The following is a 25203-nucleotide window of genomic DNA, read 5'->3' on the forward strand; positions in this document are numbered from 1 at the left end:
AATCGATTCCGGAGGATTCTTGTTCGATGGGAAAAAAGAGCTGATACTTTTCTTGCAATGTTGCACATCGCATGCGGAATCATTACATGGAGAGCAACTGGCCTACTGGAATAGGCTCTTACTAAAACTTACTCTGACCTGCAGGATCGGCGCTGTTTATTATTTGCGAATATATTTGTTTGTCTGGGGGTGTCCAAGAAGTCATTCCTGCGAATGCAGGAATCTCAAATGTATACAAAATTTTATAAAAAATGCTTTAGATTCCGGCATTCAGCTACGCTACAGCCGGAATGACATACTTATACACAGCCCCAACTCAATTCCTTAATACTATTTTATCCAATAGCATATATTGAAAAAGCACCTGAGTAGTTACGATTATGGAAAGAATTGCCCATCGAAATCACAGGGCTTATCTATGATATGATAGTCTCAGGCTACAACCAAATTTTTCGTTTTCAGAAAGCTACTCCACCGAGAAGGTATAATATTGGTGACCATGTAACATCAGTGTCGTCGTTCCCTCCTGATGGTTGAGATAGGAAACCGCCATCAATATAGAATATATATCCACTTTCCAGGAAGAATTGCCATTCAACGCTTAAATTAACGCCAAGGCCATCACTCTCTGCATCATCATAATCAGGGATATCTAATTTTCTGTAGCCTATATTTAGTCCGGGTTTTATGGCTTGCTTGTGCGATATCTCAAAGCGCGGTTTGAAAGACATGCCGAACTCAAACATTGTAAAAGTCTCTTCTTCCGAAGCATAGGATACATCTCCCCTTGAAATGTTAATATATCCTCCTACAGCAAACTTGGGAGCGACATACATGTCACCAATTGCGCGCAGTAAAAGGCTAGCGGACTTCTCGATATCAATGTTATAATCATTCAGGCTGATATCACCGGACAACCATAATCCCGCTGAAATCCCAAGATCGTATTCCTTTTCTTCTTCTTCAAGGTTTAATCCCTCCTGCGCATTGATGCTATTATTCATGCCCATGATAATAAAAAAACCTATAATGATAGAAAGGGTATTCCGAATAGTTGTAAGTTTTGTGAGCATTTGTAATCCTCCAATTAGTTATTAAGCATAACACTGAACACATTATTAGCAATGACTTGTTCAAGTCATTGGAATAAAAATAGAAGGCATCCTTAATAAATCAATAAAAAATTGAAGATTTCATTTGGTTGTAATGTGTTTTTTCAAAAAATGTGTGTATAGAGAGTTGTCTATACTGTCACACATGTATAATAATATTTCTGCATTCGCAGAAATGACATCTTCATATGCCAACTACATCATCTGATTAAAAAATCATTCTTGACATGAATGCCATTGGTGTGATTTCGTTTAATCATATAGTGGTTATCTACAGTTGTTTGTCGAGTGGCGGGAAGAAGTGATATTTCACTGACAGAGCAAAAAAGGTATCTTTTCCTCGCTTTTGTGATATTATTACTCCATTGAACCCTATGTAAATCCCCAAGGGAATATTGTTTTTGAAATGTGCATTTTTGTGAATGTCGGTCTTGTCTGCATTACATGGATTTAAGGATTTGATTTTTTACATATGGATAATGGGTGGAAGAGGATAGGGGTTAAGAATCCTTTACCCTTACTTGAAGCTTTTACTGCCAAAGGCACCTGTCTTGTCATAGGGATTATTATGAATATTATATTTGTGAGGCAATATGAAGAATAATATTATGTATGTTTTTATTTTATCTATAATTATATTCTTTCTATCTGAGACTTCCCCTTATTCAAAATCTTCCATTCAATGGCACAGCTTCAATTCAGGCCTTGTCAAGGCAAAGAAATTGGCTAGGCCTGTTGTTATTGATTTTTATGCTAAATGGTGTACCTGGTGTAAAGTAATGGATAAAAAAACCTTTTCTGATGAGAAGGTAATTGAGAAGATGAACCGGGACTATGTAGCAGTCAAGGTAAATATGGAGTCAAATGAGACCATATACTATAAGAATAGAAAGATGTCGCCAAATCAATTTTCTAGATTTCTGGGTATACAGGGTTTACCAAGCTTTTTATTTATGGATAAGAATGGCGAGATCATCATGAAAATATCGGGTTTTAAAGAACCAAAAGTTTTTTCAGCCATATTAGGCTATGTTAGGGATGGATGTTATAAAAAAAATGTACCCTTCATGGATTATATGAATGGCAAAGTTGATTGTAAATGAGTGAATAGTTGATATCTCAATTGATCATAAACCGATAGTCATCTGGGAAACAGTAGCACATGAGAGAGTGGGAAAGGAGGAATAGTGTATTTCCATATTATATAAGGTCAACTTAAGGGCCTGAGTTTTAATCAATAGATTATAGTTTACTCTCCATAAGGAGCATGAGGATCGATATAATCCATGATATCAGATTATATTAACATAGAAAGAGATATTAAATCAGAAGCTCTTCAACGGATAACTGAATATGGCCTAAAATCCTCATTTGTTAATGTTAACAATTATAATATTCATTATGTGTCCGCTGGGGAGGGCGAACCTATAATACTAATTCATGGATGGTTGTGCTGGGGTGCCTATTGGAATAGAATAATCCCTCTATTATCGAAGAGATACCGTGTCTATGCCTTGGATCTTTTAGGAAATGGTATTTCCGATAAGCCTTGTAACAATTTTATAAAATATACAATAGATGAGCAGGTAGAGATAGTTGAAAAATTTATTGAGCAACTATCCCTGAATAATGTTTGTATAATGGGTCACTCTTTAGGTGGCGCCACTGCTGCTAAAGTCGCCATGAATTCACCAGAAAAGATTAAAAAGCTTGTATTAATCGGCGCAGTTGGTTTCAGGAAAGGGTTGAAGCGCCTTCCCCTGTCATTAAGGGGAGCATGGGCAATGCACATTGAAAGGATGATACCCTATTTCGTAAGTAAGGGTACCATTAAATTTTTTCATAAACGGTACCTTTTTTATCATGAAAATCCTGTTGATGATAAATTGATCGACGAAATGGTGCTTGTCAATTACAGCAATAATGAAAGCAGAATGGCATGCCAAAAGAGCGGAGAGGGGATCTTTAATGATTTTGTTAATAGTAAGGCTGTGAATATCTCTATTCCTACACTCCTCATCTGGGGTAAATATGATAAGCTTTCACCAATATCCGTGGGTAAGGAATACCATGATCTTATTGGTAATTCAAAGCTTGAAATAATTGATAATGCAGCACATATGGTGTTTCACGAAAAGCCTGATGAGGTTGCACGGCTAATTCTCTGCTTTTTATAGATTTCATTATTAATATCCCAAAAAAAGGGCTATTGATCCTACAATAAGACCAAAAATAAGATTTATTATCTTAACAAGAAAAAAATCCCTCCTTGAATGGGCAAGAAGCGGCAGCATCCCATGTCCGTCCTGAACAATAGAGCTGACGATTAAGATGCTCAATGGAATTATGCCTTTAGCATACATCGTAATGAATATCATATGAGGTCCTGACTCTGGGATAAGCCCTGTAATACCTGCGAATAGCATTGTAAGCCACGAACTCTCCCGTATCAGGCCTTCTAAATGAAAATGCTCAGCTGAGAGATGTAATACAATAAAAGCTCCCAGTGTCCAAAGGAATATGCGCGGCAGATGTCTCTTTGCAACATGTTCCCATAGGTGTTCCTCAAGAAAGTGATCGGGAACTGTTGCTATTATAAAGAAAGAGATGCCCATTGTGATTAGTATGGTAATTCTTATCCAGTTCCACTCCTCAGGGCCTATTTCCCCCGAAAGGAATAGAAAGATGATAATTGACACCATTATCGCTAGAATGCCCCTTGATGATGAACAATTCATCCATTGGGAAATGATCTCACCTTTGGGATAGCAGTTGCAATGCTCAGGAATATCTTCAATCAATCCGTCACATTTTTGAAAATATGTATTATGTTTGTTTTTAACGAATAAATCTGTAATAATACCAGAGACTACACCAATTATAACTAACGCGCCTATTACAACAATAACATCTTCCGGAATCATTGCCAGCATAACAAAGGATTCATCCCCGCTGGTTGCGATCATTGCTGTAACAAGAGCGCCAAGTGAAAGAAGTCTATGAGAATACATCGCAACTACCATAAATGCCCCCAAGCATCCAGGAGTTGCCCCAAGTAGGGCTGCAATTAAGTACTGTGCCCATCTATTACTCATCAACCTTTCTTGCCAAGATCCGCTTGTTAATACATTGATATATTCGATGACAAGCATTATAACAAAGACAAAGGCGCTGATCATAATCGTATGTTCAATAATCTCAATCAAAGCTTCCATTTCGATTCCCCATAATATTGATTCTGAATTGTGGTGATTCCAAAATTCATCATAAAAATAATAAGAAAAATACTTATTTATTCTTTTTTGTCAACATTATTAACCTTATCACTGTTGTCGTATGCTAGTTGATAACATTATGAATAATTTCAGTTTAGGTCTTTAATTGCTAATGTATTTGAATGAATATGCCGAAATATTATATATGAACATCTCTACAGGCATGTCTGTCATAAATTATCCTGCTTTGCGGGGCAATTCTGTGGAATCCAGAAAACTCTATCTGTGGCCAGTTTACAATGCTGGTGGTGTTGAGAAGGTTCATGCTGTTAGAGGAAGAACAAGTAGCCCAGTTAATATTCAAGCAGTTTCTGAGGAATATGCTAACCAAATTCATAAGATGAAAGAGTCAGGTGAAATGCTATATACTTCACAAGGCAGGGCATACAACAGCAATATCATTTCATCACCTCTGGGATCCATGTTTACTCTGCTTGCCTGATTATAGTCCTTCCGATTCGCGGCAATGACGCGTTCAATTTATTGAAAGGTTAACAATTTTTTTATAGTAGATAATGATTAAAAAGCTTGCTTTTTTTGGAAAAAATAATTTATTCACTCAATAATTTAAATTTAAATTAAATCATGGAGGTTTATTATGAGAGTCAAATTATTAATTTTATCAGCTCTTGTCGCTTTCATATGTTTATTGTCTATCAGTGTAGATGCCCAGTATATGACTAAGGATCTTGTTTTGTTGAAAATAGGATATATCCCTATGAGCAATGTTACCTTTGATGATGAAGAAGTGGGCAGTGTAATCTCTTCAGTACCTATTACCGGAGATATTGAATCAATGGGTTATGCAATACAGGGGGAATATAATCTCATCTGGGGAAATTTTTGGTTTGGATTTGGTTTAGAATATCAGAGATTAAGTGTTGATCGGATTACAACCTCCCAGGGTGATACCAAGGAATTTCATAATGATTTTCTGATACCCATGGTATCTGCTAAACTAGCCGCTACTGGAGGGCTCTATGTCGGTGCCGGCATTTCCGGCAAATGGCTTATTTCAACCGAAAAATTCAGGACTGAACCTTTTCCTACGACCCTAGGCTATACAGAAAATGAGTTTGATAAAGCGATCGACTTATGGGCAAACGCCATCCTGGGTTACCATCTGCCCATAGGTGAGGGAGTATTCTTTGATTTAGAAGGAAGGTTTGGCTTTAATTTGACTAATAATCAATTTGAAGAGAAGGAGCAGGATTATTATCAGACATCTTCCGTACCTACGACAAGCACAATAAAATATTCGCCAAAGACAGCTTATGATATTGCCTTCTACGTAGGTGTTGGCACGAGAGCCAGAGGGTCAGAATACTAGGAATAACATATTTTAGCGCTTGAAAGAGATCATGTAGCCTCATTATGTGCATTGCTTGAGGTTGTTGCAGGATTATAGCAAATGCCTTGTGTAACCCCAAGCAAATTGCGCACTGAATCCTGTTTTTTGGGTTATATTATACAAATTTCGTTAAATAATACAGCAAATTATGGCTAACCTGCCGCTTCCCACTCCAAATTTGTCAATAAAACCACGCTTAATTAGCATGCAAACCATAATTTTATTTATTAAAATAATTATAAAATTTAAAAAAATACTTTACTTTTTTAGTAGTGTAGTTAGTATGGACAGAGCTGGAAACAATTAAAGACATGTTAGTTATTATAGTAATTATAATTAATGATGAAATATAAAAATTCTACTTTATTTTGACTTTTTAGATTTATTTATTATATTAGTTATGTAGTGAATAATGTTCATGTGGTTAACGAGTTTCGATTTGTGACAAAATTTAGAGATCATATGAAACTATAAATTATGAAATGCTTTTTGTTTACTCGATTAGATGCTACTTGCAACAAGCTACGCTATATTGGTCTACAATAGAAGTATAAGCGTTTAAAATATATCAACATATATATTGAAAGGAGGTGATTGAGAAGAAAAGGGAAATGCAACAATTGTAGGTTTATGGTGGAGTTATTTTATGCTATGATGAAAGAAATTATTAAAATTATTTTGGAGGTGAAAAATGAAAAAGATTGCTTTAATAGCAATGATTGGCTTTATAGCTGTTGCGATGGTTGGGTATTTTGCAAATCAGGCAATGGCTGGTGTTGGTGGTGTTTGCAGTAATTGTCATACCATGCACAATAGTCAGGGTGGCGTTCCTGTGGATGCTGATGGGCCGAACGAGGTCTTGCTGAATAATGATTGTATAGGATGTCATACTAGCGCGGCTAGTGATCCTTTGGATGATGTCAATAATACTCCCTTTGTAATGCTCAGTGGGGCTAGTGATGATAACTGCTTAGCTGGCGGATTCTTCACGACTGCAAATCCCCTTGACGATAACGGCAACAATACACATGATATCGGCGCAACGGCTGATCCTGCCGGATTTAATTCAGCAGAAACTCCTTGGTATACTGGCAATACAGGTGATGGTCTGGGTTGTGCTGGAACTAATGGTTGTCATGGAAACCAGACTGATCTGAATGATATGGCAGCAATTGCTGGAGGTCATCATAATACATCGCTGGCTTATCGCATGCTCTACATTGGAACTGCTGGTGTTCTTGGGACACCTGCGAGTGACTACGAAGAGGCGTTGATTGGAACTGGTGGTGTAGTTACTGATCCACACAATGTCTATAGCGCTGGTGTTTTGGACCCAAGCATCAGTGAATTGTGCGCCAAATGTCATGGAGATTTCCATAATGAGAGTGGAACAACAGAAGATTGTGGAGCTGCCAGCCCATGGATTAGACACCCCACAGATGTTGATATTCCAGGAACATGGGCAATCGGAGATGAAACCAATGACTTAACCCGAAGTGATTATAAGAACAATCCAGTTGGCTTTGTAGGCGGTACTGAGACTGGAGAGCGTCGTGCTACATGTCTTTCCTGTCATAGAGCACACGGCACAGCAAATAATGATCTTTTAAGATGGGATTACGGCACACAGGTTGCTGCTGGTGGAAATGCATATGGCTGTCTTGGCTGTCATGATGCACAGAGATAAGTAGATAAGAGAAACAAGGGAAGGGGGTGGGAAGCTCAACCCTGTCCCCTTTTCCTGTTGTTGATTAAATTCTGAAATAACAGGATTATTAAGATGAAAAAAGACGTTAAACATTCGGTTTCTGTTTTTTTCATCTTTGCTCTATCGATAGCCATTATTTGTATAATGCCTGGCTATGTTCAGGCAAGGGTATCTGGAGAGTGCGTTAATTGTCATACTATGCACAATTCTCAAGGCGGAGACGATGTTGATGGTGACGGCCCTTACTCTTCTTTGCTTACAACAGACTGTGTGGGCTGTCATTCCTCCGCCGTCTTCACCACCTATTATGATCTGGGCGGATGTAATGTCCCGGTAGTGCTCTTTACCGGGGGTGAGCCTGCCACATATCTTGCGGGAGGCAATTTTTACTGGGTAAAAGAGGGGTTAGGTGGTGATGATACTAAAGGGCATAATGTATTCTTGGGTGAAGATGACGATAATTTATCTGAAGCTCCTGGTGGTTTCCCAACAGGATGTGTTGATAGTTGTCATGTAAATTTGAGTCAACCCTTCCCTGATCCAGGTTTTTCTTATGGTGATATTAATGGCAAATATGGTTGTCAGGGGTGTCATGTAAACCCAAGGCATCATGCAAATGATCACGATAATGGCGTTTCAGGTTTAGTTGATGGTGGAGATATGGGCTGGTATCGTTTTTTATCAGCTCATCAACCCGATGATTTTGGTGTAAAAGGCTTTGAAGATGGTGATTGGGAGGCGGGTCATCCAAACCATTTGCCAGGCACAAGCGCACACAATGAATATAGGGGTGATCCTGCTTCTCATTATGGGATACACGCTTCTGACAGGGGTGACATTTCTGGCTTCTGTACTGGTTGTCATGCATATTATTCCAGCGCATATGCATTTGATGACATACAGGGACAGAAGAATAGCCATGGCAATTGGATACGGCACCCATCGGATAGCGTTATTCCAGATGATGGTGAATATGCGGATGTTGGAGGAGTCAGCCATCTCTATGATCCCCTTTCGCCTGTTGGCAAACCTTCTATAGACAGCACACCTGATACAACTGTTACACCAGGGGCAGATATGGTTATGTGCATTAGCTGTCATAGGCCCCATGGAAGCCCTTATGCGGATATGTTGAGGTGGGATTATACTGAACAGGTTGCTGGTGGCGGAGGTTTGACAGATGATCAAGGCTGTTTTTATTGTCACACACTAAAGAATGAATAATTGAGATTGAAGTGATTGATATAGAAAATTGAGAAGGAGTAATGATCGTGAAAATGAATAAAAAAAGAATGTTTTTAATTCCATGTATAGCTGGTTTTGTGTTTGTTTTTGTGGGGTACATGGCTGATGTGTCATTTGCTACGATAAGCGGCGAATGTTCCAACTGTCACACAATGCACAACAGCCAGGGTAGATCTCCGATGGCTACATATGGCGATCCTAGTGAGCCCTGGACCGGCGAAGGTCCTTATAGCTTGCTTACTCGCGGTGACTGTTTGGGATGTCATGGTATGGGAACTGGCAATAGAATTGAAACCATAAACGGTAGTGATATTCCTCAAGTCTATCATCAAGATATTGTAGACCTTGCTGGAGGAAATTTTGCCTATATCACTGGTGTAAAGGGAAGCGGCGCATCGGATGCCAAGGGGCATAATGTAATTGATCTTGGCCCTGGCAGGCTTGAAGGAACAATACTCGAGGATCCCCCAGGGGGACATGGGCCTAATCCCAACATCTTCACTTGTGCCGGTCATGGAGGTTGTCATGGATACCGTAACGATGAAAGTGGGCTAGCGTCACTCAAAGGCGCTCATCATCGAAATGTTGATGGCAAATGCGACATCGCTGATGAAGTGTACAACAGCTATCGCTTTCTCAAATATATCAAGGGATTGGAAAATCCGATTGATGATTGGGAGAATGTTAATAGCACAAGCCATAATGAATATTATGGCGAAACCACTCCCGCTTTGAGTAATTTTCCAAACCCATGCTCATCCTGTCATGATATGGGTAATGAAGAACTTAGACCACCAAGTAGTACCATAAGCGGATTCTGCGCGTCTTGTCACGGAAATTTTCATGCTGTATCAGGGATAGGCGGGGATTCTGTTTCACCCTTTACAAGGCATCCAACAGACATTGTCCTGAAGGGCACCGGAGAATATGCAGCTTATACAAATTACAATGTGATAGCGCCGGTTGGGAGAACCACTGTTCCAGACACGCCAAGTGATACTGTTACTCCCGGGACGGATGTTGTCACGTGTTTGTCCTGTCATGGCGCTCATGCCACAGATTATCCTGATCTTTTGAGATGGGATTATACTGGAATGATAGCTGGAGGCGGTGGCGATGATGGTAATGGTTGTTTTGTCTGTCATACAACTAAAGATGATAGCTAAGGGTGATCTAAATTAGGAACCAAGATTAGTTAAATGTATATGATCTACGGAGTAATTGAATAATGTTATCAATAATCAGAGTTATGATTGTGCTTTCGAGATTGACTATAGATAATAATATATACTGAGATAACAGGAAAAGCTCCAAGCTATCATAGGATAAATGATTCCCTGAGTGGATTACCTATGATAAGATCACTCTATGTGAAAGCAATGGATATGACTTTATTGCCGTGTTATATCCATTGCTGATTTATTATCAGCGGCTCTCTGAGAGTTATTATATTTTGGGGGGGTCTCTTTACAAATCATTTCGAATATTGATATTATCAATATCAATGAAATTCCTATAGTTTTTATTGTGATGTCATAGGTCTAGCCAAAAGAATTATTGTTAATTATGTTTATAGATATAAAAGTCCCTTAATACAGGGATGAAGCCAATTGAATTGTTTTTAGGATAGAGAAATGTTTTGTAATTTATTAATTAAGACATTTTTATTATTTTTAATTTTATTAATTTCTTCACACGGATTCATGTCTCAATTCTCCTATGCCAGAGTCTCTGGTGAATGCTCTAATTGTCACACTATGCATAATAGTCAAAATGGTAGTAATGTTATTCTGGAAGGATCTCTATACTCACTAACAAATAATTCTTGCATCGGTTGTCATTCTCATTCTAATGCTGTAACCTATGAGCTATGCGGGTGTGAAGTTCCGGTGGTTTATACTATAGGCGGTGTGTCCTATGATGAATGCCTTGCAGGGGGAATTTTTTACTGGGTGGAACATGATGGAGATATTTATGGTCATAATGCCATCAGCAGCAATGATGGCATACTCAGTATTGCCCCGGGTCTCAGTGATAGTACAGGCGCAATCAGTTGCACAGGTAGTTGTCATTATAAACTGACTCAATGGGAATGGCGTTGGTGGGGTTGCCCTTCACAGCACCGAGATTATATCGGTGTCGGATGTGTGGCTTGTTACACTCCAGCTCATCATAAATGCGGCGAGGCTATACCAATTGCTGATGACGAGGACGGTTGGTTTCGCTTTTTAGCAATAAAGCATAGCCCGGTGCCTGGACCGGACACTGATATTAGAAATGTTTAAGGACTTGAGGATGACGATTGGCAGAAGACAGTTTCAGCGGATGATCATAATGAGTATTATGACAATTATACCTTTGGAGGTTATGGTTCTTTAGGGATAAGCCGATTTTGTGTAGCCTGTCATACAGATTATCATTCTATCAGATTTGATCCTGGTGGATCGGGTAGCGGATGGTATGGGGTATGGCTTCGACATCCTGTAAGCGATTATCTCCCGGGATCAGGTGAATGCAGCAAATACAATACTGATGGTTCTGGGCCAGATGGGGTTCCAGGCGAGTATAATCCCATTGCTCCCGTTTCCAGGCGAAATATTGATGGCTTTTTCTGCTCCTTCAAGCACGGTGACAGTTGGAAGCGGAGGGGATATGGTATCCTGCCTATCCTGTCTAGAGCACATGGCTCTCCCTATCCTGATATGCTGAGATGGGATTACGCTACCATGGATACCGGGGCTGGCGATAATGATACCGGATGTTTCATTTGTTATACTTCTAAGGATAATTAGACTAAATGTGAAAAAACAATATGCATATAAGCCAGCTAATTATATGCCGTTAATAAGGTTATTAATAGCTGGAATTAGAGTAAAGGTAGGGAGATGTTTTAGCCATCTCCCTATTTATTGATATTGCTGAAGGATTTAGAAATGCAAAGAAATTATTTGATTGAATTTGACGATGGCATAGTCTAATTCGTATATTATAATATATAGTGTAATAATTTATGCCCAGTAAATGTTCATAAATACTGAGTGAAATAGCGGATATAAGTGATAAAAATGGGCAATAGGGTACATGGAGTAGGGTATTAAGAATGTTTCGTATATTGATGAAATCGATAATTGCTGTTTTAATTCTACTAGGGGGTTATTTCTTCCTACCAGCAAGTGAAGAGATCAATACATCCAAATCTGTAACTATAATTGAGAAGGATGAGGGAGGCGGGAATCTCTCGGATGAGGACAAAACTAATTCATCTATTTCTATTCGCGACAATCAGGAAGAGGAAGAGGTTAGGAAACCCATCACTAAGGGAAAGTCAATCCCACCCAAATGTGTCTATATCATCCATGAGGATGAGGATGGCAAAAGACTCACCTTCCCATCATCTGTTTTTTTTGAGACAGTAAAAAATGAAATATATCTGATTGATTCCGGGAATAGTAGAATTCTTATCTATACCTTTGATTTTTTTCATCTATATACTATCGATAAGGATGATGGCATTTTTGCCCCAACCTGTATGACCGTTGATCCTGATGGTTATCTCTTTGTGGGTCAGTCCCGGGACTCTACAAATTCCAGGGCGCGAATTTCTGTCTTTAATCCTTGCCTTAAGTGGGAAAGGAATATATATTTTGGAGGATTTATAGGGGCAGAGAAATTTGTTCCAAAAAATATCGCGCTTGATGATGAAGGCAATATTTATTTAGCAGGGACCAATCATTTGGGGATTGTTGTTTTGGATAAAGGGGGCGCTTATCAGAATACGTTTATGCCTGAGAGAATAGCTATCTGTGATGTGGAAATAGATGAAAAGGGAAATATTTATCTTCTCAGTGAGGAATGGGGAAAGGTATATATTTATGATAAGAGTGGTGGATTGGTTGTAGAATTTGGAGAAAAGGGAGGGGGTTCAGGCAAGTTGAGCCGTCCACGAGGCTTTTCTGTAGATGCTAGTAGGGGCAGGGTTTATGTCATTGACTATATGAGGCATACTGCTAATGTTTACGATACTAACGGAAGTTATCTCTTTGAATTTGGTGGCAAGGGATGGGGAAAGGGGTGGTTCCAGTTCCCTAGTGATATCTGTATTGATCGAAAGGGTCATGTGCTTATTGCAGATACCTTTAATAATCGTGTGCAGGTTCTGGAAATTAAATAATCCCTTTCTGGATAAATTATCTGAACATCAATGATCCCTTCAATAATTAGAACCATATAATTAAAGCACATTAGGGTTTAACAGCTTCTAATTGTATAGAAATAGTGATTGGTTTTTATTAACTCGGAATAGAATTCAAGAGTTTAGTAGGATACAATGAAGAAAATTATAGCACACATATTCGTAATATCCCTATTATTCCTAATTCCGCTTACAAGTGATTCATATTGCGAGGTTAAAGGGAATTGCAGTAACTGTCATACAATGCATCGAAGTCAGAATCCTTGGCCCTGGGATATGAATTGGGGAGGGCCTAGCTCAGCTCCAATAGAGAATCTCTTGGTTGCTGATTGTATAGGGTGTCATACCAATTATACAGATGGATCGCCCACCATTACCCTGATCACAGGCAGCGTCACTGTCACAGTGCCTGTTGTATATAATACTGTTGTTCCCCCTAGTGCTACATTAGCTGGTGGAAATTTCTATTGGGTGGCTCATGATGACGATACAAAAGGACATAATGTGCTGGGTATATCTGGAATGGATGCGAATTTAAGCCAAGCGCCGGGAAATGCTAATAGCTGTTCAAATAGTTGCCATTATTCCTTGGCAGTAGAACAGACTGCTTTACCCCTGCTAGGGAGCGGTTGCAAGGGCTGCCATCTTCATCCGAGTCATCATGCCGATGATCAGGGCCCTGTTATAGATAATAATCCTGATGGAGAGGGCTGGTATCGTTTTTTATCCGGACATTTCACTGGGGAGGGTCACGGAGTGACTGGAATTGAGGATAATGACTGGCATGCGACCAAAAGTGTGAGCGATCATAATGAGTATCTTGGATATGATGGCGGGCATGATGCAGTAGGTGCGTTTAATGAATTGGGTAATACAATGAGCGCTTTCTGTTGTGGCTGTCATGGAAATTTTCATCAGGAGCGTGACTCATTTAACTGGATACGTCATGCCTCTGATACTATTATACCCAACTCGGGAGAATATGCTAATGCCTTTGGGGCTCAAGGATCAGGAACAGGTGCATATAATCCAGATATTCCAGTGGCGCGTCCTGAATTGACCGGATGGACCGGGGCAAGCGTTGAGGTATCTCTGGGCGCCGGGGGGGATCTGGTAATGTGCCTTTCCTGCCACCGGGCGCACGGTTCTCCATATTTTAAGCTTTTGCGCTGGGATTATCGTGGTAATGATTGGTCAGGTTGCGGAACCTGCCATACTCAAAAACAATGAGTCGGATTGTACTGTTAATAAGGAGGAAATATATTGAAAATACCAGCATCAATACTGTCACGTAACTATAGATCAATGTATATCTCTTTGGCGATTTTGAGTATTTTCATAATAATCATATGGATCAGCCATATTTATGCTGGCCCTTATGCGGATTCAGCTCACGGTAACAGCAGCTATGGGGTTAATCGTTCTTTTATATCTTCTTTCAATTATTCAAGGGGCAACTGTGCTCACTGTCACGAACAGCATGCAAGTATTGGTGGGGCAGAGCCTGTTCCAGTCAGTGGCAATGCCAGTGAGCGGCTTCTCTTTCTCTCAGTATATAGTGGTCAAGCAGATATGTTTTGTTTTCAATGCCATCAGAGTGGATCTATACAGACGGGTATGCCGCCGCAGTATAGTTATAGTTATAAATGGGGTGGGGATAACAGCTTAAGCTGCCCTGATTCAATCAAAGACTCCTTTACATTTATTAATGATGACGGAACTCATAATCCCAACTGTGGAAGCAATACCGGTTCTTCACATCAGCTTGCGCAGATTAAAAATTTCATTAGGAACAAGTGGGGTTTTGTAGGCAATTCTATCAATCCATGCTCAGGTTGTCATAATACTCACAGAGCACAGAGAGCCTTTTATCCTATCAATGTGGATGGAACATCTCCAATTTCCCGACCAAGCTCCCATGCCAATGACTGGGTCTTATGGGGAGACGATATCACAGAAAGAATGAGTAGTTATACCTCAAATTATCAAGCTCCATATTATTATAATTCAACTCTTACATTTGAACCAAATGGCGATTCAACATCCGATGGATCAAATATGCCAGATTATGTTACATTTTGCACTGACTGTCATAATCCGAGCAATGATGGTCAGATATCCAGTTCTCAAAAGTATAGTTTTACAGGCAATTGGCAGGGAATACTTTTCAATCCGGATTGGGAGAATACGTCGCCCCATGGAAAGGTTAGCAGCAATATGCAGCCCATGATGATCAATAAGGCGCCCTATAATACATCAAATATCAATTACGTTCTCTCCTGCACTGACTGCCATGAGCCTCATGGCAGCCCAAATGGGATGCTCATCAGAAAGGAGGTAAATGGAGCCAGCACTGTAAGCTTTACAAGTTGGTCAAGCAGGGATGATTGGTTTTCACTATGCCGCAGGTGTCATGACCCGATTAGCGGCCATAACTCAGGTGCCAAGGGCAATGATCCCTGCTATGTTTGTCATATGCATAATAGAAATTGGTTTAAACCCATTTAAATATGAAACATATATTTGAAATATTATTTGTGATTTCGCTATTTAGTTTGCTAATAATAGCGGCTTGTCAATCTATTTCTATCACACACCCTCCTGCTTCTGGGGGATATGTAAGTTTATATCTTTCCACATCCAATAAATCTCCCTCTGACATAACATTTACCCTAGAAAAGATTGAAGTGGAGGGAGAGGGTAAAGACTGGGTTACAGTATTTGAAGACAAAAGGGGGATAAACTCTATTAATCTGATGGACTGTCAGGTCTTTCTCTCGGAGATACATCTTGGAGCTGGAAAATATGAGAGGATGAGAGTAAGGGTGACGGATGCGGCTTTGGTGCGTGGTGGAAAAAAGCTATCCCTTGCGCTTCCATCTGAAAATATGGTAGTGTTGCCTGTAAGGCTTCAGATTTACAAGAATGAGAGCACTTCTCTTTTCCTTTACTGGGATACTGAAAAATCGATAGAAAATAAATACCTTTTTTTGCCCTCATTTACACTGCTGCCACAAAAGATGGAGATAACAAGGATTATATTGTATGTTACCAATACTGATTCCAATAGTATAACAGTGATAAACCGAGAAAATGACCGGGTGGTGGGTACTATTGGTGTTGATAAGGCTCCCATGGGAATTGTCGCAAGTCCCTCAGGAGATTTAATATATGTAGCTAATTCAGGTTCAAATACCATATCCGTGATTGATACATCACACCACAGGGTGATAGACACAGTACCTCTTAATTTTGGTCTTAGCCCTCGTGAAATCGCCATTTCTCCTAACGGCGCAAGGCTTTACGTGAGTAATTTCCACTCCAACAACGTGTCTATAGTAGACACTGTAAGTAAAAGCATTGTCGGACAGTTATCAGTTGGGAATGCCCCACTTGGCATAGCTGCCAATACAAGTGGCAATAGACTCTATGTAGCGAACAGCGTCTCAAATAATCTTTCAGTAATAGATACATACTATAATGAGGTTGTTGACACCATTGGCGTTGGTTCAAATCCCACGGATTTAATGATCGACCAGAATAAACTATTTGTCGCTAATGCCGGATCGAGTAATATCTTTCAGATCAGCGTAACTTCTCTTAGAATAGAAAAAGAGACAATTGCCTCATATGGATCACATAAATTGGTCATGGGTTTAATGGGAAATATTTATATATCCAACATGAAAAGTAATGATATCTCAATTATACCCTCCTCTACGAATATTATTATCCAAAATATCGCAGTTGGGGATCAACCTCAAAAGATGATAGTAGATCAGAAAAGAAGAAAATTGTACGTTGCTAACGGAGGATCAGATACTGTCTCAGTAATAGATCTTGTCATCTCAAAATTGGTTGTTAGCATTCCAGTAGGGAAAAGACCTTATGGTTTGGCGCTGGTAGAATGAGAATATATGGTGTAATTGATGAGATATGTATTCTCCTACCTTGGATTGCTGTTGATCTCCTCTATGCTTATAGCCATACAACAGTCATATGCTCAGCAAATAAGCGGAAGCATTGATACCTTTTATCAAACCACCCAAACTGAGAGGGAAGATGAGCCAAAGGAGACAGATTGGACTTTTACAAGGGGATATTTTTTGGGTTTTAAAAATATAATCAATCAGCATATGAATTATTTTTTGGATTTTCGGGCAACAAAAAATGAAACGGATGCTCAGGAGACAACATCCTTGTTTAACACTGGGCAGTTTAATGTAATGAATGATATTTTTAATGGGAATCTTGGTTATCAGTTAACCGATAAGGACCCATCAATTGGCTCGCGTATCACTACGAATTCATGGAATCTTAGCCTTAACAGTACTCCAGAGGATATCCCAAGGGTTAGGCTTCTCTACAGTGAGGATAAAACCTATGATCATCTTAATGTACATCAAACGGACAATGCTGGAAAACAACTATTCAGCGGTATTCAATACAAATATCAATTTTTTGATGTATTGCTTAATTATAATCAGAGGGAATCTGAAGATTTTGTGCAAAACACCCTCCTAGAAAGTAAATCCTACATAGGGAAATTGGATTTACACAAATCCTTTTGGGGGAATATACTCTTGCTAAACAGCGATTTAAATTGGAGTCGCGAGACCAGTAATCTAAAGTATAATAGTGATATCACTGTGCCGGAAGAACGAAATAGGGTTGAGGGGTTGTATCTTTATGATACTACACCTCTTTTGGATGAGATGAATGAGATTTATAGCTTAATCGATGGTGATGATACTATAAGCGCAGGAATCGATATTGGCAGCACAGGTGGCATCCACCATAATATTGGTGTTGATCTGAATTTTTCTCAGGAATGTGACACAATCTATCTCTATACAACAACCGGTTATGATCCTTCCATCTCTGACTCACGTTTTATATGGGAAGTCTATTACAGCGATGATGGAATAAACTGGAGCCTAATAACTGATAATGCCAGTTTTTCCTACGAAACCTTTAACAACCGTTTTGAGATAGATTTTCCACCTCATGAAGGCAGATATTTTAAGGTTGTGAATACTGATTATGATGATAGATCCTTTGTGGGTTCCATCTATATTACAGAGATTGAAATATTGGGCAGTGAAAACCGCATTAGGGACGAAGAGGATAGTAGGGTCGCTTCGAGGTGGGGAATAAATTGTGCGGCTACGTTGCGTCCGATGAAGAAACTCACCCTAGGATACAATTTCTCCTGTGACTATACTGAGAATGATCCTGGTTCAAATTATGATAAAATGAAGAAAGCCGAATTAAGTCATAGGGCAAACATCACCTATGATTTCCATAGATATCTTTCTTCTTCTGCTTCTTATTGGATAAGAACATCTGACTCAGAGACCTCAGCTACAGATGAAAGAAACAATAAAAATAGCAGCTACTCCCTTCAATTTAATTCATCCCCCCTTACAACGCTCAACATGTCTGTCTCCTTTAATCATTCGGAATCTGAAGAAAAAAGTATTGAAGATGATGTGGAAGAAGAAAAAATTGAGAGCGAGTCAAACTCATACCTTCTCTATATTACGGCTGTTTTGTGGGAGGGCGTTGATCTCTCTAGCAATTATAATATAACTCAATCTGAAAATTCAACTGGTACTGAAACTACTGTGCAGACAATTAATCTTGACTTAAGAACAAAACTCACCGATAATATTACCCTGGATTCCGGATGTAGTTACAACGAGCAAAAGAGCGAGAGTATAGAACAGCCTGCTGAAAGGACAGAGAGTACTGGTCTTAACTTTATACTGAGGTATAGCCCATCCAGCATCTTCTACCTAAGCGCGGATAGCAATTTTAATAAAACTGAAACCGAGACTGATTCTTCATATGGATTCAATATGAGTTGGCTTCCGACTGATAAAATCCAAATAAACTTCAACAGTAAATATAAAGTGAACGATAATAGATCTACCTCATACAATCTTGAATCAAGCTGGAACATTAGCCGTTATATGATTTTTAAGAGTGGATTAAATTATTCTATTACTAAAGGGGAAAGAAGAGATGAAACCCGGATGTTTTACACGCGTCTTTCTGCTAGGTTTTAGCAGGGGAGGAATACTCTGGCTCTTTATTTTGCTTCTCATAATTAATTGCGCAGGGCCTCGCATGTATGTTCAACCCGATGCTGACTTTACCTATATTAAAAAGGTGGCTGTTTTACCCTTCGATAATTTGACCGGTGATAAGTTTGCTGGAGATAAGGTAAGGGATTTAGTAACAACTGATATATTGAGTCGAGGTATATTTGATGTGATAGAGGAGGGCGAGGTCCATAGGGTGCTGAAAGAGGAGGGGAAGGCTTCCGCCACAGCAATTGATCAGGAAGCTGGTAAGAGGATCGGAAAGAGGCTAGGGATTCAGTCCTTCATTTTGGGTTCAGTTGAGGAGTACGGGATCTCACAAGGAGGAGGGCGAGCATTCTCACAGGTGGCGATCTCTATGAGAATGATAGATGCCGGCACCAGCAAAATATTGTGGCAGGCGAGTTATGACAAAGAGGGGGGTGGCGCGCTGAGTCGGTTGTTTGGTATCGGATCGAAGACCATCAGCGAGATATCAAGGGATTTGATAGAAGAGATATTGGACACACTCTTTGAAGATTAATTAAAATATTCATGAAAAGAAAAAATAATTTATATGTCATCTTTATTCTAATCTCAAGCATGACAATATGGTTTGTTAACAAAAATGCTTTTTGCCTGGAGACTAAACCCCCTAAGGAGATGAGCCAAATCTCAAAAAAGGGTATTAGAAGGGTAGCAGTTCTACCACTGGTGAATTTGAGTGGAAGCGATGTTGCTGCCCCTGATGTGATTGCAATGATAGAGAATTATCTTAGCAGTAAGATGAATATTGAGGTTGTTCCTCGGGAAATTGTGAAAAAATTTTTGGTGAAGGAAAGGATTAGAGGTATTGGCCTTTTAAGCAGGGCCACTTCTCGAACAATAAGTAATACTCTTAAAGTGGATGGTATTATTCTTACATGCGTTAACCTTTTAACCGCAGAGGATAATCCTATGATAGGGATTGGATGTCGAATGATTAATGGCCGAGATGGATCACTGATCTGGTACAATCATGCATCACTTGCCGGAAGAGATTATACATCCTGGTTTGGATTGATTCGAGTTACCTCCTTGGAGGTTCTGACAACAAGGGCAGTTGAAAGATTGCTTTCTACATTTCCTAAAGATGTAATAATTATGCAGGAGGATATTGACTCCTTTGAGATTACAGAAATTTCCGCAAATCCTAAGTATCTTCATTCCCATGAAAAAATTATTCTTCGTGTCAAATTTGTATCCATGGGAAAGACGATAAAGAGGGTTAATGCGATACTGGATAAGAATAGGGGTTCCCTCGTTTCAGAAGAGGAATTGGTATATAGTGGGACAATGACGGCTCCAAGTAAGGAAGGCAAGTATCAGTTAAACCTTGAGGTTTATGATGAAGGGAATAATGTCTCTATCATCAATTCAGTAGCTATTATTCGGGTGGATAATACTCCCCCAAGTGTAGCGCTCTATTCTCGGGATGAACTCTTCTCCCCCAATGGAGATAGGATAAAGGATATGATTGTCTTTTCTACTTATCTTAGAGAAGCGGATAATATTGATAGTTGGGAATTCATTGTTCAGAATAGTGAAGATGAGATAATAAGGAGGGCCAGTGGGAGGGATCGCCTGGCTACATCTTTGGTATGGAGGGGGGAGGATGACTCTTATTCGTCAGCGGGTGATGGTGAATACTACTGTAGCTTGAAAGTGATTGATCGAGCGGGCAATAAATCCAAGACTCCCAGAAAGAGATTAGTCCTGGATAAAACGCCTCCCAAGGTTCAGATTAAAATTGATTTGAAGGAAGAGGAGGGTTTCCAATTCTATTTAGAGTGTGAAGATGCTAATGGTATAGATAGATGGCAGTTGGATATATTTGATGAAGATCAGAGAATTGTTCAATCCTTCGAAGGTGAGGGAAGAGTGCCTGCCAATCTCTGGTGGAAGACATCAACATCCCCTCATATTGAATCGCGTTACTCCTTTACGGCTAGGGATTTGGCAGGAAACAGATTAGCTCAATCCGCTCGACCTATAAAGGCAGATTTTTTGATAAAGGAAGTAACCCCTTCCAATAAGGAAGAAAAGAGAAAAGAGTGGAATTCTGATTTTTAAAAGATTTATTGAATAAAGGATGTAATCCAGTTAAATTATTATAATTTATAGTGATTCTATGTTAGCATATCAAGTAAGATAGTTAATTGCTACCTGTATCAAGGGAGCAATCAATGATCCTTGATCCTTAAAGAGTGTATCAATCGTGACCTCACCTCGATTAAGTTGAGAAGGGCATGTTGCATTTTCACAAAATGAGAATAATTTTGGGCTGAATTGTTGAAAAATGAGGCTACAACTTTTAGTTATTCATGTTATACTATTCCTGTCGTGTTCCTCCAATCCACATTATTTTTTGAGGGATGGGAAAAAATTCCCTCTGATTATGAAGGTTGCAGTATTGCCCTTTAAAAATATCACTACCCAGAGGGGAGCGGGAAAGGTGGTAACCAATATTTTTATACAGGAGTTGTTCAATAGCAGAATCTATAAAATAGAGGAGATGGGGATCATCCGAGATTTCTTTATAAGGCAGAGGATAAGGGAGAAGGGTGAGATTGATCTGGATACCGCTAATTTGTTGGGATCTCAGATTGATGTTGATGCCGTTTTCCTTGGAATAGTAGAGGAATATTACCAGGATGCTGGTGGTAAAGAAGGGATTAGCCCTAGGGTGGGCTTGAGTGTTCGAATGTTAAGCACCAAGACTGGGATGATACTCTGGAAGTGTTCTCATCAGAGGACAGGAGATGATTATAAAATTATCCTCGATTGGGGTAAGGTTAGGACTGTAAATTTACTTGCCAAAAAGGTGATTGAGGAAATGATCGCAACAATAAGGAAACATGGGAAAGAGTAAAATGAAAAGATATTTATCTATTTTAATTATTTTAATAATGTGTTTTATTTGTGGAAAAGCCTTTAGCTGGTTTTGGGGAGAGGATTATTTGGCGAAGGTAAACCAGGAGACTATTTACATAGAAGACTTTCAGAAACGCTTGAGCGAACTCCATCGTCAGGGTTCCATGCAACGGTCTAAAGGGAGGGCTGCTCAAATTGATTTGAGAGTCGCCCTTGAGGAGATGATCGATGATTATCTCTTATACCAGGAGGGCTATCGATCTGGGCTGGACAAGGATCCGGAATTTATAAGAAGGTCAAATGCTTATCTTGAGTTTCAATCCATTCTCAGGCTCAGGAGGGAAGAGATAAAGGATAACATTAAAGTTGAGGAGGATGAGATCAAGGCATTTTATGAGGAGAATTACAAAAAATCTGGGCAGGAAGGAAAAACGCCCCCGAATTATGTAAAGGTGAAGGGTAAGATAAAAAAGAAGATTTATAAAACAAAGGAGAAGGAACTGGAAAGGCAGTATATAAATAAATTAAAGGAGAATGCCAAGATTGAGATTTATACAGATGTTCTTTCCTCTCTTGGGAATACTAAGAAGGATGGGAAAAGAGTAGTCGCTTCTATTAATGGAAAGCCCGTTTTGGTTTCAGATTTGGAAAAGGAATATGGAAAGTCAATCCAGGGCAAGAAGGAAGAGGAAGCGAAAAAGATAAGGAAGAAGGCATTGGATGGATTGATAGAATATCTTCTCATTAAAGAGGATGCCTTAAATCATAATTATCCCCAAGAAGATCCTCCCTTCGGAAAGATGATAGCCCAATACCGTATTCGGCTGATGAATTTTATATTTAATACAAGGATTATTTCTCCTCAAATAAGGGTTACAGAGGAGGATTTAAAGGAATATTATAAGAAGAATAAGGAAAAGCACAGGTTGCCGGATCGCTTTAAGTTGAAAATAATTAGCCTTAAAGATGAAAAAGAGGCCAATAAACTTCATAAGGAGTTGGAAGCGGGCGCAAACTTCAATCGATTGGCACGATCTGCCTCTGATAGTATGCAAGGGGATAATAGCACGAATACTTCATGGTGGTATAATAGGAATTTGTCTGATCCGATAAGAAGCGTGGTAGAAGGGATGAAGGTGGGGGATATATCTAGGGTAATTAAAGACCGTTCATTTTACAAAATAGTGAAACTGGTTGATCTTAAGAAGGGAGCAATTATAAATTACCCTAAGGTAAAGGGGATGATAAAGACCAAGCTGGGAAGGGAAAAGTTTCAATCCCTGTTGAATAAATATCTTAAGATGATGAGAGAGAACTCATCAATTAAGATAAATGAAGATGTTCTCAAAAATTATGAAATGAAGGTAAAAAATGAGCGTAAATAAACGTTTAGTATCAGGAATTCTCTTCTCATTTCTTTTCCTTATTGTAAGTTGTACTACTGGACCACCCTCCAGTCGATTCGCATCAAAAACATGTATCGACTGTCATCAAGACAAATTGGCTAAACTCAAACAGGGAAATATACACAGACCGGTTGATAAGAACGAGTGTGAACAATGCCATAGGCCTCATGGCATTATTGGAGCGGCTTACCTGAAGAAAGATGAAAATACCCTCTGCTTTGATTGTCATAAACGTGAAACAATAATTGATAAACATGTGCATTCTGCTCTGAATAAGGGTAAATGTATTGATTGTCATAAACCACATTCTTCACCTCATTCATTTTTATTAAAAGAGGAGGGGAATAAGCTCTGTCATTTATGCCATAATAAAGAAATGTTCAGTAGAAAAAAGGTACATGAACCGTCAGCCAAAAACTGCATCACATGTCATAAGCCTCACTCATCTCCTAATAGGTATCAACTTGTTGATCCGGAGGATAAGGCTTGTTTGAAATGTCATGATATTGTTAAAAGGGAATTTGCGCGTGCTCATTCAGACTATCCAGTGAAGGGGAAGACCTGCACCGACTGCCATACCCCTCATTCCTCTTCCAATGATAATCTTTTGAGGGAGGTTGCCCATTCCCCAATGAAATCCATAAAGTGTGACTCTTGTCATAATCCTGCGGATTCTCAAGAACCCTTAAAGGTGAAGGAAACGGGAAGTAGAATCTGCTATCCGTGTCATGATAAAGGAAAATTCAAGGATTCGCATATCCACAGCCCTGTTGATGATGGAGAGTGCCTATCATGTCATAAACCCCATGCCAGCGATTATACAGGCATGACTGTATTGGAGAATGAGAGGCTATGCTATTCCTGTCACGATGACAAGGAAGATGAATTTAAGAAGAGACATCCTCACGCGCCTATAAAAGATGGGAACTGTCTGGGTTGTCATAATCCTCACGCTTCGTCTTTTAAATCAATACTTAAGGCAAAGGGCGGGGCTCTCTGTTATAAATGCCATGATAAGAAAAGTTTTAAGGGAATCTTCACTCATCAGCCGATTGTTTCAGGGAATTGCTTAGAATGTCATGATTCTCATGGCTCAAACTTAAAATTTATTTTAAAATCATCGCAGAAAGAACTCTGTTATGGCTGTCATAAGGATGAAAAGAAGGATTTTGACAGGGTAAATGCGCATACACCTGTGAGAAAGGGGAATTGTTCCGGTTGTCACAATCCTCATGCCTCTTCACAGAAAGACCTGTTGATTCAGGATAAAAAATCCATCTGTTGGAATTGTCATAATTCCATGAGGGAAGAGTTGAAAGAAGGAATTATGCATCCTCCCTTTAAAACTGAAAAATGTATGCATTGTCACCAACCTCATGCCAGTAACCACGACTTCCAATTGAGTGAGGAAGAGAAGGGTTTGTGTGTTGGCTGTCATCCTAAAGTTAAAGACGGAATGAATAAAGGCAAGTATATCCATTCACCCCTGAAAGAGGGGAAGTGTGTAGTCTGTCACAATCCTCATGGCAGTAAAATTAAGGGACAGCTTGTAAGACCATTGAAGCAGGTTTGCCTTTCCTGTCATATTGAAATTGAAAAGGAATTTGAAAAGGAATATGTCCATCCGGTTGCACAAGAGGGCAAGTGTTTAACATGTCATCTCCCACATTTCGCTGAGCTCAATGGTTTGCTGGTAAAGATCGGCGCGGTTCTTTGCGGGGATTGTCATGACATAAAAGACGTGAATTTAATTGATAAACATCACAGGATATCATTAACAAGTAGCAACTGCGCTGACTGTCACGAAGCCCATGGTTCTCAGCATAAAAATCTTTTTCATAAGAATATCCATTCACCCTTTGGAGAAAAATTATGCAGTAAATGTCATAAACCTAAGGAAAAGACAGGAAAGTGA

General features: G+C 39.4%; 21 protein-coding genes. 19 read left to right on the top strand and 2 right to left on the bottom strand.

Going from position 1 to position 25203, the window contains the following annotated elements; translation table 11 throughout:
• The coding region (locus SVZ03_07095; GenBank protein MDY6933974.1) for an IS5/IS1182 family transposase at nt 1-114 on the top strand (114 nt) is incomplete at its 5' end.
• 344 nt (nt 115-458) lie between these two features.
• On the opposite strand, the gene SVZ03_07100 is transcribed toward SVZ03_07095, so the two are convergent.
• Nucleotides 459-1073 carry a hypothetical protein gene (locus tag SVZ03_07100; protein ID MDY6933975.1) on the bottom strand — a complete coding sequence of 205 codons (615 nt, stop codon included), beginning with the start codon at nt 1071-1073 and terminating at the stop codon, nt 459-461.
• A gap of 632 nt (nt 1074-1705) precedes the next feature.
• Here SVZ03_07100 and SVZ03_07105 point away from each other — a divergent pair.
• Together SVZ03_07105 and SVZ03_07110 are read left to right on the top strand one after the other, a co-directional pair.
• Entirely contained in the window at nt 1706-2215 is a 510-nt protein-coding gene (locus tag SVZ03_07105) for a DUF255 domain-containing protein (protein ID MDY6933976.1), read from the top strand.
• A gap of 183 nt (nt 2216-2398) precedes the next feature.
• Nucleotides 2399-3289: an alpha/beta hydrolase gene (locus tag SVZ03_07110; protein ID MDY6933977.1), complete on the top strand. Its 891-nt coding sequence runs from the start codon at nt 2399-2401 to the stop codon at nt 3287-3289.
• Nucleotides 3290-3298: 9 nt separating this feature from the next.
• On the opposite strand, the gene SVZ03_07115 is transcribed toward SVZ03_07110, so the two are convergent.
• Entirely contained in the window at nt 3299-4327 is a 1029-nt protein-coding gene (locus tag SVZ03_07115) for a putative manganese transporter (GenBank protein MDY6933978.1), read from the bottom strand.
• Nucleotides 4328-4532: 205 nt separating this feature from the next.
• Here SVZ03_07115 and SVZ03_07120 point away from each other — a divergent pair, with 205 nt between their 5' ends.
• From SVZ03_07120 to SVZ03_07195, 16 genes are all read left to right on the top strand, one after another.
• On the top strand, nt 4533-4829 hold the full coding sequence (locus tag SVZ03_07120) for a hypothetical protein (protein ID MDY6933979.1): 297 nt from the start codon (nt 4533-4535) through the stop codon (nt 4827-4829).
• Between the two features lie 156 nt (nt 4830-4985).
• Complete coding sequence (locus SVZ03_07125; protein ID MDY6933980.1) at nt 4986-5717, top strand: hypothetical protein; 732 nt, start codon at nt 4986-4988, stop codon at nt 5715-5717.
• Nucleotides 5718-6429: 712 nt separating this feature from the next.
• On the top strand, nt 6430-7425 hold the full coding sequence (locus SVZ03_07130; GenBank protein MDY6933981.1) for a cytochrome c3 family protein: 996 nt from the start codon (nt 6430-6432) through the stop codon (nt 7423-7425).
• 93 nt (nt 7426-7518) lie between these two features.
• Nucleotides 7519-8670 carry a cytochrome c3 family protein gene (locus tag SVZ03_07135; GenBank protein ID MDY6933982.1) on the top strand — a complete coding sequence of 384 codons (1152 nt, stop codon included), beginning with the start codon at nt 7519-7521 and terminating at the stop codon, nt 8668-8670.
• Nucleotides 8671-8723: 53 nt separating this feature from the next.
• On the top strand, nt 8724-9857 hold the full coding sequence (locus tag SVZ03_07140) for a cytochrome c3 family protein (protein ID MDY6933983.1): 1134 nt from the start codon (nt 8724-8726) through the stop codon (nt 9855-9857).
• Nucleotides 9858-10325: 468 nt separating this feature from the next.
• Nucleotides 10326-10976, top strand: coding sequence for a cytochrome c3 family protein (locus tag SVZ03_07145; GenBank protein MDY6933984.1), 651 nt, complete (start codon nt 10326-10328; stop codon nt 10974-10976).
• Between the two features lie 830 nt (nt 10977-11806).
• Nucleotides 11807-12862, top strand: a complete 1056-nt coding sequence (locus SVZ03_07150; GenBank protein MDY6933985.1) for an NHL repeat-containing protein — start codon at nt 11807-11809, stop codon at nt 12860-12862.
• Nucleotides 12863-13018: 156 nt separating this feature from the next.
• The gene (locus tag SVZ03_07155; GenBank protein ID MDY6933986.1) at nt 13019-14113 is read left to right on the top strand and encodes a cytochrome c3 family protein; all 1095 of its coding nucleotides are present in this window, start codon (nt 13019-13021) and stop codon (nt 14111-14113) included.
• A 33-nt stretch (nt 14114-14146) separates the two neighbouring features.
• Nucleotides 14147-15391, top strand: a complete 1245-nt coding sequence (locus SVZ03_07160; GenBank protein MDY6933987.1) for a cytochrome c3 family protein — start codon at nt 14147-14149, stop codon at nt 15389-15391.
• Nucleotides 15392-15420: 29 nt separating this feature from the next.
• On the top strand, nt 15421-16794 hold the full coding sequence (locus SVZ03_07165) for a YncE family protein (GenBank protein ID MDY6933988.1): 1374 nt from the start codon (nt 15421-15423) through the stop codon (nt 16792-16794).
• Between the two features lie 18 nt (nt 16795-16812).
• Nucleotides 16813-18954, top strand: a complete 2142-nt coding sequence (locus tag SVZ03_07170) for a discoidin domain-containing protein (GenBank protein ID MDY6933989.1) — start codon at nt 16813-16815, stop codon at nt 18952-18954.
• Entirely contained in the window at nt 18911-19513 is a 603-nt protein-coding gene (locus SVZ03_07175; GenBank protein ID MDY6933990.1) for a CsgG/HfaB family protein, read from the top strand. Before SVZ03_07170 ends, SVZ03_07175 begins: the two co-directional genes overlap by 44 nt.
• An 11-nt stretch (nt 19514-19524) precedes the next feature.
• Complete coding sequence (locus tag SVZ03_07180) at nt 19525-21081, top strand: Ig-like domain repeat protein (protein MDY6933991.1); 1557 nt, start codon at nt 19525-19527, stop codon at nt 21079-21081.
• Between the two features lie 226 nt (nt 21082-21307).
• A complete protein-coding gene (locus SVZ03_07185; GenBank protein MDY6933992.1) occupies nt 21308-21880 on the top strand; it encodes a hypothetical protein in 573 nt (190 codons plus the stop codon).
• A 1-nt stretch (nt 21881) separates the two neighbouring features.
• Nucleotides 21882-23267 carry a peptidyl-prolyl cis-trans isomerase gene (locus SVZ03_07190; protein MDY6933993.1) on the top strand — a complete coding sequence of 462 codons (1386 nt, stop codon included), beginning with the start codon at nt 21882-21884 and terminating at the stop codon, nt 23265-23267.
• Nucleotides 23254-25203 carry a cytochrome c3 family protein gene (locus SVZ03_07195; protein MDY6933994.1) on the top strand — a complete coding sequence of 650 codons (1950 nt, stop codon included), beginning with the start codon at nt 23254-23256 and terminating at the stop codon, nt 25201-25203. The genes SVZ03_07190 and SVZ03_07195 overlap by 14 nt, the downstream gene beginning before the upstream one ends.

The sequence above is a fragment of the Spirochaetota bacterium genome, assembly GCA_034190085.1.
In the GTDB taxonomy this organism is placed as follows: domain Bacteria; phylum Spirochaetota; class UBA4802; order UBA4802; family JAFGDQ01; genus JAXHTS01.

Bases quoted from the DNA above. Each gene is read 5' to 3' on its own strand.
- SVZ03_07100 (MDY6933975.1), bottom strand. From the start codon at position 1,073: ATGCTCACAAAACTTACAACTATTCGGAATACCCTTTCTATCATTATA.
- SVZ03_07105 (MDY6933976.1), top strand. From the start codon at position 1,706: ATGAAGAATAATATTATGTATGTTTTTATTTTATCTATAATTATATTC.
- SVZ03_07110 (MDY6933977.1), top strand. From the start codon at position 2,399: ATGATATCAGATTATATTAACATAGAAAGAGATATTAAATCAGAAGCT.
- SVZ03_07115 (MDY6933978.1), bottom strand. From the start codon at position 4,327: ATGGAAGCTTTGATTGAGATTATTGAACATACGATTATGATCAGCGCC.
- SVZ03_07120 (MDY6933979.1), top strand. From the start codon at position 4,533: ATGAACATCTCTACAGGCATGTCTGTCATAAATTATCCTGCTTTGCGG.
- SVZ03_07125 (MDY6933980.1), top strand. From the start codon at position 4,986: ATGAGAGTCAAATTATTAATTTTATCAGCTCTTGTCGCTTTCATATGT.
- SVZ03_07130 (MDY6933981.1), top strand. From the start codon at position 6,430: ATGAAAAAGATTGCTTTAATAGCAATGATTGGCTTTATAGCTGTTGCG.
- SVZ03_07135 (MDY6933982.1), top strand. From the start codon at position 7,519: ATGAAAAAAGACGTTAAACATTCGGTTTCTGTTTTTTTCATCTTTGCT.
- SVZ03_07140 (MDY6933983.1), top strand. From the start codon at position 8,724: ATGAATAAAAAAAGAATGTTTTTAATTCCATGTATAGCTGGTTTTGTG.
- SVZ03_07145 (MDY6933984.1), top strand. From the start codon at position 10,326: ATGTTTTGTAATTTATTAATTAAGACATTTTTATTATTTTTAATTTTA.
- SVZ03_07150 (MDY6933985.1), top strand. From the start codon at position 11,807: ATGAAATCGATAATTGCTGTTTTAATTCTACTAGGGGGTTATTTCTTC.
- SVZ03_07155 (MDY6933986.1), top strand. From the start codon at position 13,019: ATGAAGAAAATTATAGCACACATATTCGTAATATCCCTATTATTCCTA.
- SVZ03_07170 (MDY6933989.1), top strand. From the start codon at position 16,813: ATGAGATATGTATTCTCCTACCTTGGATTGCTGTTGATCTCCTCTATG.
- SVZ03_07175 (MDY6933990.1), top strand. From the start codon at position 18,911: ATGAAACCCGGATGTTTTACACGCGTCTTTCTGCTAGGTTTTAGCAGG.
- SVZ03_07180 (MDY6933991.1), top strand. From the start codon at position 19,525: ATGAAAAGAAAAAATAATTTATATGTCATCTTTATTCTAATCTCAAGC.
- SVZ03_07185 (MDY6933992.1), top strand. From the start codon at position 21,308: ATGAGGCTACAACTTTTAGTTATTCATGTTATACTATTCCTGTCGTGT.
- SVZ03_07190 (MDY6933993.1), top strand. From the start codon at position 21,882: ATGAAAAGATATTTATCTATTTTAATTATTTTAATAATGTGTTTTATT.
- SVZ03_07195 (MDY6933994.1), top strand. From the start codon at position 23,254: ATGAGCGTAAATAAACGTTTAGTATCAGGAATTCTCTTCTCATTTCTT.